The sequence below is a fragment of the Xanthomonas sp. CFBP 8443 genome (assembly GCF_025666195.1).
In the GTDB taxonomy this organism is placed as follows: Bacteria; Pseudomonadota; Gammaproteobacteria; order Xanthomonadales; family Xanthomonadaceae; genus Xanthomonas_A.
On sequence record NZ_CP102592.1, the window covers coordinates 3,057,187 to 3,070,394 of the forward strand.

General features: G+C 70.1%; 12 protein-coding genes. 6 read left to right on the forward strand and 6 right to left on the reverse strand.

Going from position 1 to position 13,208, the window contains the following annotated elements:
- Positions 1-4: 4 nt before the first annotated feature.
- Positions 5-571 (reverse strand): response regulator, encoded by a 567-nt coding sequence (locus NUG20_RS12730; protein WP_263398473.1) that lies wholly within the window; start codon positions 569-571, stop codon positions 5-7.
- 70 nt (positions 572-641) lie between these two features.
- The gene (locus NUG20_RS12735) at positions 642-3,644 is read right to left on the reverse strand and encodes a sensor histidine kinase (RefSeq protein WP_263394842.1); all 3,003 of its coding nucleotides are present in this window, start codon (positions 3,642-3,644) and stop codon (positions 642-644) included.
- Positions 3,645-3,828: 184 nt separating this feature from the next.
- Between NUG20_RS12735 and NUG20_RS12740 the strand changes: the two genes are divergently transcribed.
- The gene (locus tag NUG20_RS12740) at positions 3,829-4,227 is read left to right on the forward strand and encodes a hypothetical protein (protein WP_263394843.1); all 399 of its coding nucleotides are present in this window, start codon (positions 3,829-3,831) and stop codon (positions 4,225-4,227) included.
- Positions 4,228-4,372: 145 nt separating this feature from the next.
- Entirely contained in the window at positions 4,373-4,873 is a 501-nt protein-coding gene (locus tag NUG20_RS12745; protein ID WP_263394844.1) for a helix-turn-helix domain-containing protein, read from the forward strand.
- A gap of 69 nt (positions 4,874-4,942) precedes the next feature.
- Here the strand turns inward: NUG20_RS12745 and NUG20_RS12750 are convergent, their stop codons facing one another.
- The gene (locus NUG20_RS12750) at positions 4,943-5,554 is read right to left on the reverse strand and encodes a superoxide dismutase (protein WP_263113224.1); all 612 of its coding nucleotides are present in this window, start codon (positions 5,552-5,554) and stop codon (positions 4,943-4,945) included.
- 582 nt (positions 5,555-6,136) lie between these two features.
- On the opposite strand from NUG20_RS12750, the gene NUG20_RS12755 reads away from it, so the two are divergent.
- Both NUG20_RS12755 and NUG20_RS12760 read left to right on the forward strand, forming a co-directional pair.
- The gene (locus NUG20_RS12755) at positions 6,137-6,601 is read left to right on the forward strand and encodes a guanyl-specific ribonuclease (RefSeq protein WP_263394845.1); all 465 of its coding nucleotides are present in this window, start codon (positions 6,137-6,139) and stop codon (positions 6,599-6,601) included.
- Positions 6,598-7,101: a barstar family protein gene (locus NUG20_RS12760; RefSeq protein WP_263394846.1), complete on the forward strand. Its 504-nt coding sequence runs from the start codon at positions 6,598-6,600 to the stop codon at positions 7,099-7,101. The genes NUG20_RS12755 and NUG20_RS12760 overlap by 4 nt, the downstream gene beginning before the upstream one ends.
- Before the next feature lie 874 nt (positions 7,102-7,975).
- Here the strand turns inward: NUG20_RS12760 and NUG20_RS12765 are convergent.
- Entirely contained in the window at positions 7,976-9,871 is a 1,896-nt protein-coding gene (locus NUG20_RS12765) for an ATP-binding cassette domain-containing protein (RefSeq protein ID WP_263394847.1), read from the reverse strand.
- Between the two features lie 16 nt (positions 9,872-9,887).
- On the opposite strand from NUG20_RS12765, the gene NUG20_RS12770 reads away from it, so the two are divergent.
- Positions 9,888-10,265, forward strand: coding sequence for a hypothetical protein (locus NUG20_RS12770; RefSeq protein ID WP_263394848.1), 378 nt, complete (start codon positions 9,888-9,890; stop codon positions 10,263-10,265).
- A gap of 97 nt (positions 10,266-10,362) precedes the next feature.
- Positions 10,363-11,739 carry an ATP-dependent RNA helicase DbpA gene (dbpA, locus tag NUG20_RS12775; RefSeq protein WP_263394849.1) on the forward strand — a complete coding sequence of 459 codons (1,377 nt, stop codon included), beginning with the start codon at positions 10,363-10,365 and terminating at the stop codon, positions 11,737-11,739.
- 542 nt (positions 11,740-12,281) lie between these two features.
- On the opposite strand, the gene NUG20_RS12780 is transcribed toward dbpA, so the two are convergent.
- Positions 12,282-12,560 (reverse strand): hypothetical protein, encoded by a 279-nt coding sequence (locus tag NUG20_RS12780; protein ID WP_263394850.1) that lies wholly within the window; start codon positions 12,558-12,560, stop codon positions 12,282-12,284.
- A 63-nt stretch (positions 12,561-12,623) separates the two neighbouring features.
- On the reverse strand, positions 12,624-13,181 hold the full coding sequence (locus NUG20_RS12785; protein ID WP_263394851.1) for an adenine phosphoribosyltransferase: 558 nt from the start codon (positions 13,179-13,181) through the stop codon (positions 12,624-12,626).
- Positions 13,182-13,208 lie beyond the last annotated feature (27 nt).

Genomic DNA, 13,208 nt, shown 5'->3' on the forward strand with positions numbered 1-13,208 from the left:
GGCGCTACAGCTCGATGATGCCGCGCTTGACCGCGATCGCCACCGCATGGGTGCGGTCGCGCGCGCCGAGCTTGCACAGGATGTTCTTCATGTGCGCCTTGACCGTTTCCTCGGCGATCGACAGCAGCGCGGCGATGGCCTTGTTGGAGTTGCCCGCGGCCACGCTCTGCAGCACCTGGATCTCGCGCGCCGACAGGCTGTCGCCGAGCAGGTGCTCGGCGATCTCCGCCGCCACTTCGGCCTGCACCTGGCGCCGGCCCTGCGACACCGCGCGCACCGTGTCGACCAGTTCGCGGCGCAGCCCGCTCTTGAGCAGGTAACCGCTGGCGCCGGCCTCCAGCGCACGCACCGCCTGCACGTCGCCGCGCGAGGCGGTGACCACCACGATCCGCGCCTGCGGGAATTCCTTGCGCAAGGCGACGATCACCTCGATCCCGCCGAGCCCGGGCAACTGCAGGTCCAGCAGCACCAGGTCCGGGCGCAGCGCGCGATAGGCCTGCAGCGCCTGCAAGCCGTCGGCGGCCTCGCCGACCACGTGCAGGTCCGGCTGCGCAGCCAGCACCGCGGCCATGCCTTCGCGCAGCAACGGATGGTCGTCGACGACGAGGATGCGGATCGGCACGGACGACACTTCGCTCACTTCACTTGGTTCCGGACAGCCACTGGCGCAGGCGGCACCATAGCCGGTTTCGCGCCGGTTCGCGGTAGGCGCGGCGCGCCGGCAGGCGCAGATTGAGTTCGGTGCCCATGCCCGGCCGCGACCACACGTCCAGCCGCGCCTCGATGCGCCGCGCGCGTTCCTGCATGCCGGTCAGCCCCCAATGCCCGGCGCGGCCGCCGGCGGCCAGCACCTGCGGCTCGATGCCGCGGCCGTCGTCGCGAAAGCGCAGCCGCAGCGCATCGCGGCCGTAGGCGATCTCGACCTCGATGCTGCCTGCCTGCGCATGCCGGAACGCGTTGAGCAGCGCCTCGCGGCCGAGCTGGTACAGCTCGTCGTCGACCAGCGGCTGCAGCGCCACCGGCGTGCCTTCGACCAGTACCCGCCGCTGCACCTGCGACTGCGCGCCCAGCTCCTCGAGCATCGCGGCGAAGGCGGCCGGCAGCAGCTCGGTGCGGCCGGCGCTGGCGCGCAAGCCCTCGACCCGGTCGCGGCCCTGCTCCAGCGCCTGTTCGGCGCGATCGAGCACGCCCTCCAGATCGCGCCGCAGCGGCGCCGCCGGCGGCAACGTGCCCAGCGCCGCATGGGTCTGCAGGATCAGTCCCTGGTAACCCTGCAGCAGGGTGTCGTGCAACTCGCGGGCGATGCGTTCGCGCTCGCGGAAGCGCTCCTCCAGCCGCAGCCGCAGCCGCGTGGCCAGCTGGCGCATGCGCAGCAGGTACAGCGCCGACAGCGCCAACAGCAGCGCCAGCACGCACAGCAGCCAGAACGCCGGGGTCTGCACGAAGCGCGGCGCGATGCCGAAGCGCAGCGTGGCGCCGCGCGGGTTCCAGACCCCGTCGTTGTTGGCCGCGATCACCTGGAAGCGGTACTGCCCCGGGCCCAGATTGGTGTAGAACGCCTCGCGGCGCACGCCGGCGTCGCGCCATGTCTCGTCCACGCCCTCCAGGCGGAAGCGGAAGCGCACGCGTTCGGGCGCGGTCAGGCTGGTCGCGGTGTAGGCGATCTGCAGCCGCGTGGTGCCCTTCGGCAGCAGCGGCGGCGCGCGCAGCGGCATCGGCTGCTCGTTGGCGAACAGGGCGCGCACGAACACCTGCGGCGGCCATGGGTTGCGCCGCAGGCGCCGGCTGTCGATCCAGGCCAGGCCCTGACTGGTGGCCAGCCATACCACGCCATCGGCGTCGCGCGCCGCGGTACTGTCGAGGTTGGCCTGCACCGCCAGCCCCGGCAGGCCGTCGGCGGCATCGTAATAGACCGGCTGCAGCGCCACGTCGGCGTCGCCGAACGCCGCATCGAGCCGGCTTCGCGCGATCCGCGCCACGCCCGCGGCACCGTTGAGCCACAGTTCGCCGTCGTCGGTCTGGGCGATGCCGGTGACGCCGCGCAGGCCCGGCGCGCGCGCCGGCGACAGCGTGGCGAAACGTGCGCCGCGCCACTGCGCGATGCCCAGTTCGCCGGCGACCAGCAGCGTCCCGGCGCCGGCATGGATGGTGGTGACCCGGCCGACCTGCAGGCCGTCGCCGGCCGCGAACACGCGCACCCGCTCGCCGTGCAGCTGCCGCACCTGGCCGGACGGATAGCCGAACCAGTAACGGCCCTGCGCGTCCTCGGCGATCGCGGTGCAGGTGTCCGCCGGCAGGCGCGCCTGCCGCGTCCACTGTCCTGCGTGGTAGCGGTACACCCCGTGTTCGGCCACCGCCGCCCAGGCGTCGCCGCCGCGGTCGGACAGGAACGCGCGCACCTGCCGCGCTTGCAGCGCGGCCGGCAGCGCCACCTCGATGCGGCGCCCCTGCTGCATGCGCACCATGCTGGCGTCGCCCAGCACCCAGCCGCTGTCGCGCAGCCGCGCGTATTCCTGTGCCAGCGGTTCGCCGCGCAGCAGCCGCGCGGCGGTGGCGGCATCGGCGCGGAACATCCCCTGGGTATCGGTGACCAGCACGCTGCCGTCGGGTTGCGCATGCACCTCGACCTCGCCGGCCTCGGCGCCGGGCTGACCGGGCAAGGCCATCACATTGCGGTGGCGGTAGCGGTTGAGGCCGAGCGTGCTGCCGATCCAGACGTTGCCCTCCTTGTCTTCCAGCACCGGCGCGGCGAAGTCCGAGGCCAGGCCGTTGCTGCGGCGGAAATACTCCAGCCGCGGCGCGCGCGGATCGTCCAGGACCACCCGCACCGCACCGCGCGCCTGGAAGTCGGACAGCCACAGGCTGCCGTCGCGGGCGAAGCCCATGCGCCGCGCCGCCAGCGTGCGCAGCGCCGGCGCGGCAAGCTGCGCGGCCGGCGGCAGCAGCGTGCCGCCGGCGGCGGCGATGGCGCGGGTGCCGCCGCGTCGGTCCGACAGCCAGATGCGGCCGTCCGGGCTTTCGGCTAGCACTGCGTACAGCGCGGTGGCGATGCCGGTCGGCTCGAAGCGGCGCGCGCCCGGGCGCAGCCGCAACACGCTGTCGCCGCTGCTCACCCACAGCACGCCGCGGCTATCGCGCAGCAGCCAGTCGGCGCGCGCAGCGGGATAGCCCCAGTCGGCACCGATCCGCTGCCAGCGGCGGCCGTCGAACCGCGCCAGGCCCTCCCAGGTCGCGGCCCACAGCGTGCCCTGCGCGTCCGCTTCCAGGCGCGCCACCGGCCCGGCCGGGAAGCCCTCGGCCGCGCCGTACTGCAGCAGCCGGCCGCCTTGCAGCATGCTGGCGCCACCGTCGAAGTAGCCCAGCCACATGCGTCCGTCCGGCAACACCGTCAGCGCGGTCACGTTCTGCGACAGCAGGCGCGCGCCATGCAGCGGCTCGCGCCGTTCGAAGCGTTCGCCATCGAAGCGGTACAGGCCGAAACCGGTGGCCATCCACAGATAGCCGTCGGCCGACTGCGCCAGCGCCCACACGTCCGCCGGCGCGCCCTGCTCCACCCGCCAGGCAGTGTTGTGCAGCGGCGTCGGCCGCGTCGCTGGCGGCGGCGTGGTGGCGGCAAGCGGTGCCGCGAAGACCAGGCCGAGCACCCACAGAGCGCATGCCCAACGCCGTCTTCGCAGACTTCGCACTGCGCTTCCTCTGCCTCGCAAAAAAGGGAAAAACCGGATTTTCGGCAGCAGCGCGGATACCGCCAACACCCCGATCGAGGGATGTTCCACTGCCTCGTATACGGCTAGGCCGACCTGCCGCGCCGGTCTTAGCCTGAGTGCCATGCAACGACTTTACTCCATGTTTCCCGGCGGCAGCGCGGGACTCGGGCTGCTGGCCCTGCGCCTGTTCCTGGCGCTGAGCCTGTGGCCGGCCGCCGCCAGCGGCGCGTGGGCATTGCCGCCGCCGTGGCGGTTCGCGGCGATGGCGCTGGCGCTGCTGGCGGCCGCCGGCGCGCTCACCCCGTTGGTGGCGGTGCTGGCCTGCGCAGTGCCGGGGCTGGCGCTGTGGCACGGCACCGCGGCCGCGGGCGGCGCGCTGCTGGCGGCGCTGCCGGCGCTGGCGCTGGCGCTGCTGGGGCCCGGCGCCTACTCGCTTGACGCGCGCTGTTTCGGCCGGCGCCTGCTGGTGTTGCCGCGCGGCCCGCAGTCGCCGCCGCAGCGGAATCCCCCGAACGAGTGAGCATCCGCTCTGCCGGAATGGGGTGGCCGCTGCACGCGCCCGGCACCAGCATGGACACCGTCCCGGAGACGATGTCCACGCGCATGCCACAGGCGCCAGCGCAGATCCCGCGCGTGCGTTTCCGGCGCTTCCCAGGAGACACGCCATGCCCCGCCCCCACGCACCCGCCTCCCGTTCCACCGCCGCCGAACGCCCCCGCGTCGCCGGCGCAGCCAGCAAGGGCCTGCGTCCGTCCGCGCTGGCCCGTGCCCAGCACTACATCGACCACCATCTCGCCGAGCGTATCGGCCTGGCCGATATCGCCAATGCCGCCTGCGTCAGCCGCTACCACTTCGCGCGCATGTTCCGCCTGAGCACCGGCCACAGCCCGATGCAATACCTGCTGCAACGACGGATCGAACGCGCCCGGCAACTGTTGCTGAGCGGACGCCACTCGGTCAGCACCGTGGCCTACGAACTCGGCTTCTTCGACCAGAGCCACTTCGTCAACAGCTTCCGCCGCGTCACCGGCGCCACGCCGGGCTGGTATGCCCGGCACAACCGCGACATCGCCGGGGCCGACGCGCCGGGGGCTGCGCCGGTCGCGGCCGACGGCGGCGCCGAACGCCCGCTCGCCACCGTCACGCTATGCCTGCCGGCGGTCTAGGCACCGATCGGCCAAAAGAAAAGGCCGGGCGCGAGCCCGGCCTTTCGATCGACGGCGCGGCTGGCGCGATCAGCCGATCGCGGCGTGGTAGCGACGCTCCACTTCGTTCCAGTCGACCACGTTGAAGAACGCGCCGATGTAGTCCGGACGGCGGTTCTGGTACTTCAGGTAGTAGGCGTGTTCCCACACGTCCAGGCCCAGGATCGGGGTGTTGCCCTCGAACAGCGGGCTGTCCTGGTTGGCGGTGCTTTCGACCACGATCTTCTTGTCCGGGGTCACGCTCAGCCACGCCCAGCCGCTGCCGAAACGGGTCAGCGCGGCCTTGGTGAAGGCTTCCTTGAACTTGTCGAAACCGCCCAGTTCGCTGTCGATCGCCTTGGCGACGTCGCCGACCGGGGTGCCGCCGGCGTTGGGCGCCATCACTGTCCAGAACAGCGAGTGGTTGGCGTGGCCGCCGCCGTTGTTGCGCACCGGACCCTGCAGGTTCTCCGGCAGCGACTTGAGCTTGGACACCAGCGCCTCGATCGGCAGATCGGCGTACTCGGTGCCTTCCAGCGCGGCGTTGACGTTGTTGATGTAGGTCTGGTGATGCTTGGTGTGATGGATTTCCATCGTCTGCGCATCGATGTGCGGTTCCAGCGCGTCGTAGGCGTAGGGCAGCTTGGGGAGGGTGTAGGCCATGCGGTTCTCCTGGACTTTCGTCCGCCGGAAGGACGGACGTTGCGTGATGAATGGTAGGGACGACCGGCGTCCTTACCAAGGCCGGCGTGGGGGAAACATCGTCCCATCGTGCGGTGGCGGGGTCGGCCGACGCCGCGGATCCGGCGGCTACGATGCGCCAGCACCCGGTTAGTCGCATGTGAATCGGCCTGGCCGGCACTGCAACGATGCGTGTGGCAATTGCATGACGGAGCGCGCCACGCGGCTGTTTTGCGCGGTCGAACGCAGGACATCCGCTGCGGAGCATCCACGCGCAATGCCGACGCGCGTTGACCTTTGCCGCACCCGCCCGCGCAGGCAGGCCTGCGCCCGCTGGCGTGGAGCGCATCGTGCACATCGCGACGAGATACGGACCCATCGCCGGAACCGAGTGCCGAATCCGACTGCCCGACCGCGGTGAACCGCTTCCAGGACGACCGATCCGACGCGTCCCGCCAGGACGGGCGACCGATCTTCAGAGCACGAACAGCCAGGCTCGCCCATACTGTGCCGTTGCCGCGTCCGCAAGACGCCGCAGCACCGTCCTCACTGGAGCCGCCGCCGATGCGCAAGCCCGTGTTACTGATCGCCGCGATCGTGCTGCTCGCCGCCGGCCTGTGGGGCATCCGCGCACTGCAGCAACCGCCGCATCCGCAGTTCGCGCCCGCGCTCACCAATCCCGCCGCGCCGCCTGCGCCTGCGCCACGTCCGCCGACGCCGCCGGCCAGCAGCGACCCGCTGCCGCCGTTCCTGCCGCCCGAGGCGCGCGCCACCATCGCCCTGATCCAGCGCGGCGGTCCGTTCCCGCATCGCCAGGACGGCAGCGTGTTCGGCAACCGCGAAAACCGGCTGCCGTCACGCCCGCGCGGCTACTATCGCGAATACACCGTCGACACGCCGGGGCTGGAGCACCGCGGGACGCGGCGCATCGTCACCGGCGGCGACCCGCCAGACGTCTGGTACTACAGCGACGACCACTACGCCAGTTTCCGCAGTTTCAGCATCGCCTCCGGGAGGCCGTCGCCATGAACACTTTCAACTTTTCGCTGAACCTGGCCGAGCCGGCCGCATCCGGCGTCTACCGCGTCGCCAACAGCGACCTCGACAGCATCGCCGCGCTAGGCCGCGATGCCGGCCTGCGGCTGTGCCGGATCGACCTGCGCGGCTGCAGCAGCAAGCCGATGCTGCTGATGCGCATGGCCGCGCAACTGGACTTCCCGATCGGCTTCGGCCGCAACTGGGATGCGCTGATGGACGGCCTGCGCGACCTGTCGTGGCTGCCGGCCAAGGGCGGCTACGCGCTGCTGCTGGAAGACGCCGCCGAACTGCAGTCGGTGGCGAAGAAGGATTTCGACGTGCTGCTGGAACTGCTCGACGACGTGGCCAAGGAATGGGCCCAGGACGGCATCGCCTTCGTCGCCTTCGTCGGCCTGCTCGCCGGCGACGAAGCCGAAGACGACGACCACGGCAGCCAGGCCGACGATCTGGATGACGAAGACGAAGACGAAGAAGACGCTGCTTCGCGCTGAGCGACCGCCGCCTGCGTGGTCGCACGGCTAGCGCCGTCTCGATCAAACGATGCCGCTTGCTGCGGCGGCTTCAGCCGCGACCAACGAAGCGGCGGAGTCTCCGCAACCGCACAGCGTCGGGACTGAAGTCCCTCCCACAGTGCACCCAGCCAGGTGGCCGCAAGCCCTCTGCATCTGTAGGAGCGGCTTCAGCCGCGACGAGCGAAGCGGTGGAGTCGCCGCAACCGGAAAGCGGCAGGACTGAAGCCCTCCCACAGCGCACCCAGCGAGTTGGCCGCAAGCCCCTTGTGGGAGCGACTTCAGTCGCGACGAGCGAAGCTGCAGAGTCTCCGCGACCGGACGGTGTCGGGACTGAAGTCCCTCCTACAGTGCACCCAGCCAGTTAGCCGCCGCCGTTGTAGGAGCGGCTTCAGCCGCGACGAGCGAAGCGGTGGATTGCCGCAACCGGAAAGCGGCAGGACTGAAGCCCTCCCACAGCGCACCCAGCGAGTTGGCCGCAAGCCCCTTGTGGGAGCGACTTCAGTCGCGACGAGCGAAGCTGCAGAGTCGCCGCGACCGGACGGTGTCGGGACTGAAGTCTCCCAAACTACACCCAGCCAGTTGGCAGCAAGCTCTCTGCCCCTGTAGGAGCGGCTTCAGCCGCGACGAGCGAAGCCGTGGATTTGCCGCGACCGGAAAGCCGCATGACTTAGGTCCTTCCTACAGCGCACCCTGCCAGTTCGCCGCAGGCCCCTTGTGGGAGCGACTTCAGTCGCGACGAGCGAAGCCGTGGACTCGCCACAACCACACAGCATCGGAACTGAAGCCCTCCCACAATGCACCCTGCCAGCCAGCACAAGCGCCTGTAGAGGAGAAAGCGCTTCAGCTTGCGCCGCTACGCGTCCAATTCGCTCCAGCGCGCATAGGCCGCGTCCAGTTCGGCCTGGGCCTGAGTCAGCGCCTGGGTATGCGCGCTCACCGCCGCCGCATCGCGCTGGTAGAACGAGGCTTCGGTCATCGCCGCGGTCAACGCCGCGACCTGTTGCTCCAGCGTCTCGATCCGCGCCGGCAGCTGCTCGAGCTCGCGCGCATCCTTGTAGCTGAGCTTGCGCTTGGCCGCAGGCGCCGCGACGGCCGCCGCTGTCGCGACAGGCGCAGTGGCGGCCGCAGTCGCCGAAGCCTTGGCCACCGCCATCGCGCTGGCCGGCGGCGCGGCGCGCTGGCGCACCCAGTCGCTGTAGCCGCCGACGTATTCGCCGATGCGGCCGTCGCCTTCCATCACCATGGTCGACGTCACCACGTTGTCGATGAAGTCGCGGTCGTGGCTGACCAGCAGCAAGGTGCCGGTGTAGTCGCCGAGCAGCTCTTCCAGCAGCTCCAGCGTCTCCACGTCCAGGTCGTTGGTCGGTTCGTCCATCACCAGCAGGTTCGACGGCTGCGCGAACAGCCGCGCCAGCAGCAGCCGGTTGCGCTCGCCGCCGGACAGGCGGGTGATCGGCGCGCGCGCGCGCTCCGGGGTGAACAGGAAATCCTGCAGATAGCCGTGCACGTGCTTGCGCTTGCCGTTGACCTCGATGAAGTCGCGGCCCTCGGCGACGTTCTCGATCGCGCTCCAGTCCTCGCGCAAGGTGGCGCGGTACTGGTCGAAATAGGCCACCTGCAGGTTGGTGCCGGTGCGCACTTCGCCGCTGGCCGGGGTCAGTTCGCCCAGCAGCAGCTTCAGCAGCGTGGTCTTGCCGCTGCCGTTGGGGCCGATCAAGCCGATGCGGTCGCCGCGCAGGATGGTGCTGGAGAAATCGCGCACCATGGTCCGCGCGCCGAAGGCGAAGCTCAGCTCCTTGGCCTCGATCACCTTCTTGCCCGAGGACTCGCCCTGCGCCGCTTCCATGCGCACGTTGCCGCCGAGTTCGCGGCGCTGGGTGCGCTCGTTGCGCATCGATTCCAGGCGCCGCACGCGGCCTTCGTCGCGGGTACGCCGCGCCTTGATGCCCTGGCGGATCCAGATCTCTTCCTGCGCCAGCATCTTGTCGAAGCGCGCGTTCTCCTGCGCCTGCGCGTTAAGCCGCTCCTCGCGGCGGCGCTCGTAGTTGGCCCAGTCGCCCGGCCAGCTGGTGACCTGGCCGCGGTCGATCTCGACGATGCGCGTAGCCAGGGCGCGCAGGAAGCGCCGGTCGTGCGTGACGAACACCACGCTGCCGTTCCAGCCTTTCAGGAACAGTTCCAGCCAGTCGATCGCCTCGATGTCCAGGTGGTTGGTCGGCTCGTCGAGCAGCAGCAGGTCCGGCGCCGACACCAGCGCGCGCGCCAGCAGCACGCGCCGCTTCATGCCGCCGGACAGCCGCGCGAACTCCGCGTCGCCGTCCAGGTCGAGCCGGGTCAGGGTCTCGTTGACCCGCTGGTCCAGCGCCCAGCCGTTGGCGCCGTCGATCTTGGACTGCACCGCGCCCAGCGCATCGCCGTCGAACTCGGCAGCATGGCTGAGCCGGTGGAACTCGGCCAGCCAGTGGCCGAGCTCGCCCAGGCCGTCGGCGACCACGTCGAACACGCTGCCGGCGGCGCCGTGCGGCACCTCCTGCTCCAGCCGCGCGATGCGCACGCCCTGCTGGACGCGGATCTCGCCGTCGTCGGGCTTGAGCTCGCCGGCGATCAGTTTCATCAAGGTCGATTTGCCGGCGCCGTTGCGGCCGATCAGGGCGATGCGCTCGCCCGGCTCGATCGTCAGTTCGGTCTTTTCCAGCAACAAGGGGCCGCCGACGCTGTAGTCGACGTTCTGCAAGGTTATGAGAGGCATACGCTATTGTACGTGGATGCGCCCGTCACCGAACCCGAACGCCGCCCCGGCCGTGCGCGACGGCCATCGCCGCCGTTCGCTGCGCATCGCCCCGGACCTTCTCCAGGCACGCTTCGGCGCCGGCAACTTCGACGACGCCCACGACGCACTGATCGACCTGCTGCGCGAATGCTGCGGCGATGGCGGCTACCGGGTGGACGCGGATGTCGACGCCAGCCATCCCAATCCCTGGTTCCATCGCTACGTGCTGCACCTGTACGACGGCCCGGCCGATCTCGGGCCCGAGCAGGCAGGCCTGGCCGCCGGGGTGTCCGAGGTCTGCTTTGGCGAGTTCGTGCGCCGCGTCGCGGCGTTGGGGCTGGACCCGGCGGTCGACGATCGCGGCCCTGCCTGAGCTCCTGCGCGTCAGTCTGCATGGCGCCTGGAGGCCGGCTGAGCCGGGCTTTTCCGGGTCCCCGGTCCCGGGTCCCCGGTCCCGGTTAAAATAGACCATGAACGATTTCGACACCCTGTCCCTCTCCCCGGCGCTGGCGCCGGGCATCGACGCGCTCGGCTACACCACCATGACCCCGGTGCAGGCGCAGAGCCTGCCGCCGATCCTGGCCGGCCACGACGTCATCGTGCAGGCGCCCACCGGCAGCGGCAAGACCGCGGCGTTCGGCCTGGGCCTGCTGCAGAAGCTGGACCCGGCGCTGACCCGCGCGCAGGCGCTGGTGCTGTGTCCGACCCGCGAACTGGCCGACCAGGTCGGCAAGCAGCTGCGCAAGCTGGCCACCGGCATTCCCAACATGAAGCTGGTGGTGCTGACCGGCGGCATGCCGCTGGGTCCGCAACTGGCCTCGCTGGAGGCGCACGACCCGCAGGTGGTGGTGGGCACGCCCGGCCGTATCCAGGAGCTCGCCCGCAAGCGCGCGCTGCACCTGGGCGGGGTGCGCACGCTGGTGCTGGACGAGGCCGACCGCATGCTCGACATGGGCTTCGAAGAGCCGATTCGCGAGATCGCCAGCCGCTGCGACAAGCACCGCCAGAGCCTGCTGTTCTCGGCCACCTTCCCCGACGCGATCCGCACCCTGGCGCGCGAACTGCTGAAGGAACCGGCCGAAATCACCATCGAGGGCGCCGACAGCGCGCCGGAGATCGAGCAGCAGTTCTTCGAAGTCGACCCGACCTACCGGCAGAAGGCGGTGGCCGGGCTGTTGCTGCGCTTCACCCCCGAATCCAGCGTGGTGTTCTGCAATACCCGCAAGGAAGTCGACGAGGTGGCCGGCTCGCTGCAGCAATTCGGCTTTTCGGCGCTGGCGCTGCATGGCGACATGGAACAGCGCGACCGCGACGAGGTGCTGGTGCGCTTCGTCAACCGCAGCTGCAACGTGCTGGTCGCCAGCGACGTGGCCGCGCGCGGGCTGGACGTGGAGGACCTGGCGGCGGTGCTCAACTACGAACTGCCGACCGACACCGAGACCTACCGCCACCGCATCGGCCGTACCGCGCGCGCCGGCAAGCGCGGCCTGGCGCTGAGCCTGGTGGCGCCGCGCGAAGTGGCGCGCGCGCAGGCGCTGGAAGCCGAACAGGGCCAGCCGCTGCGCTGGTCGCGCGCGCCGCTGGCCACCGCGCGCCCGGCGCAGTTGCCGCAGGCGGCGATGACCACGCTGCGCATCGACGGCGGCAAGACCGACAAGCTGCGCGCCGGCGACATCCTCGGTGCGCTGACCGGCGACGCAGGTCTGTCCGGCGCGGCGATCGGCAAGATCGCGATCTACCCCACCCGCTCCTACGTCGCCGTCGCCCGCGAGCACGCCGGCCGGGCGCTGGGCCAGTTGCAGGCAGGCAAGATCAAGGGCCGCCGGTTCCGGGTCAGCAAGCTTTAGACGGGTTGCAACAGCCACTGGAATCGCTGGCGCACGACGCGGACGGCAACGCCTGGAGCGAGGCGGTGCCGGTGCGCTGGATGCAAGGCGGCTGCGCTTCATCCTCCAGGACCATGCCGCCGATCCGGCGCCGGCCGATTCCGCCGCGGCCATCGAAGCGTTCCTGTGCGTCGACCCGTCAGTGCTCGATGCCCCGCGGCGCAGGTGTTCGCCTGCTACCGGCGATGCATGCCTTGCACGAAGAAACGGCACGCCCTCGCCGCGCATCCACGGCCCCGCGCAATATGGAAATACGTGCATTTCGGCTTGAAAGCCTACGCCAGCCGCTACCGCGACGGCCGCGTCCGCAGCATCCTGGAATGCAACGGCGATTGGGGTCCCGAGCACGGGCTGCAGCGGGGTGTTCGCGCACGACAGCGGATCTGCAGGATCGGCCCGTTCGACGGCAATCCGCACCATGCGACGCCTGCGCCGATTCCGGCCTGGAAGAGGCCGTCTACCCGCACTGAGCCGCGCGCGGCCAGGTCCTGTCGGTTCGCCTCTCAGAACAGAGAGAAGATCATCATACCTGCGAAGACAATGAGCAGCATAATGTACAGCGGGCGGAAAATATAGAAACGTTGCCAGCTTGTAAGGCCAGGATCATAGATAAAAATCCGCTTATCGAGCTTCACGTCATCCATGCCGCTATCAACCGAAAAATCCCCGCCATTCTTCTTATAAAAGCGGCATTCCCTGACCTGTACGACGATCTGATGAACCGCCAGCAGACTAACCGCCAAGAACGCTGCTGAAAAAACCGCAATTTCCAGAATCAGCATATATCTCCCTCGCTTATAGTCCTTGGAAAGATAAGCCTTCCTCGATCCAAAGACCGTTGCGCATCAGTAGCGCAGCGACGCGGTTAGCGGGATGTCCGCCGGCCAGCGCGCACGCGCGCCCAGCGCGGTCAGTTCCACCATCACCGTGGCCGCCACCACCTCGGCGCCGAGCCGCTGCGCCAACGCCAGCGCGGCCAGCAAGGTGCCGCCGGTGGCCAGCACGTCGTCGACGATCAGCACGCGCGCGCCCGGCTGCAGCGCGTCGACATGGATCTCGATGCGGTCGCGGCCGTATTCCAGGCCGTAGTCCTGGCCGATCGTCGCCGTCGGCAGCTTGCCCGGCTTGCGCACCGGCACGAAGCCCACGCGCAGTTCGTGCGCCAGCGTCGCACCCAGGATGAAGCCGCGCGATTCGATGCCCAGCACCGCGTCCAGCGGCGTACCGCGCCACGGCTGCACCATCGCGTCGATCGCCGAGGCGTAGTCCGGGCCGTCGGCGAGCAGCGGGGTGATGTCCTTGAACATGATGCCCGGCTTGGGGAAATCGGCGACATCGCGGATGCGGCCGGACCAGTGGGCGTGTGCGTCGGCGGGCGCGTCGCAGCAGGAAGACTCGTTCATCGGGGCATCGAGGCGGAGGAAAGACGC

Bases quoted from the DNA above. Each gene is read 5' to 3' on its own strand.
- NUG20_RS12730 (WP_263398473.1), bottom strand. From the start codon at position 571: ATGGCCGCGGTGCTGGCTGCGCAGCCGGACCTGCACGTGGTCGGCGAG.
- NUG20_RS12740 (WP_263394843.1), top strand. From the start codon at position 3,829: ATGCAACGACTTTACTCCATGTTTCCCGGCGGCAGCGCGGGACTCGGG.
- NUG20_RS12745 (WP_263394844.1), top strand. From the start codon at position 4,373: ATGCCCCGCCCCCACGCACCCGCCTCCCGTTCCACCGCCGCCGAACGC.
- NUG20_RS12750 (WP_263113224.1), bottom strand. From the start codon at position 5,554: ATGGCCTACACCCTCCCCAAGCTGCCCTACGCCTACGACGCGCTGGAA.
- NUG20_RS12755 (WP_263394845.1), top strand. From the start codon at position 6,137: ATGCGCAAGCCCGTGTTACTGATCGCCGCGATCGTGCTGCTCGCCGCC.
- NUG20_RS12760 (WP_263394846.1), top strand. From the start codon at position 6,598: ATGAACACTTTCAACTTTTCGCTGAACCTGGCCGAGCCGGCCGCATCC.
- NUG20_RS12765 (WP_263394847.1), bottom strand. From the start codon at position 9,871: ATGCCTCTCATAACCTTGCAGAACGTCGACTACAGCGTCGGCGGCCCC.
- NUG20_RS12770 (WP_263394848.1), top strand. From the start codon at position 9,888: ATGCGCCCGTCACCGAACCCGAACGCCGCCCCGGCCGTGCGCGACGGC.
- dbpA (WP_263394849.1), top strand. From the start codon at position 10,363: ATGAACGATTTCGACACCCTGTCCCTCTCCCCGGCGCTGGCGCCGGGC.
- NUG20_RS12780 (WP_263394850.1), bottom strand. From the start codon at position 12,560: ATGCTGATTCTGGAAATTGCGGTTTTTTCAGCAGCGTTCTTGGCGGTT.
- NUG20_RS12785 (WP_263394851.1), bottom strand. From the start codon at position 13,181: ATGAACGAGTCTTCCTGCTGCGACGCGCCCGCCGACGCACACGCCCAC.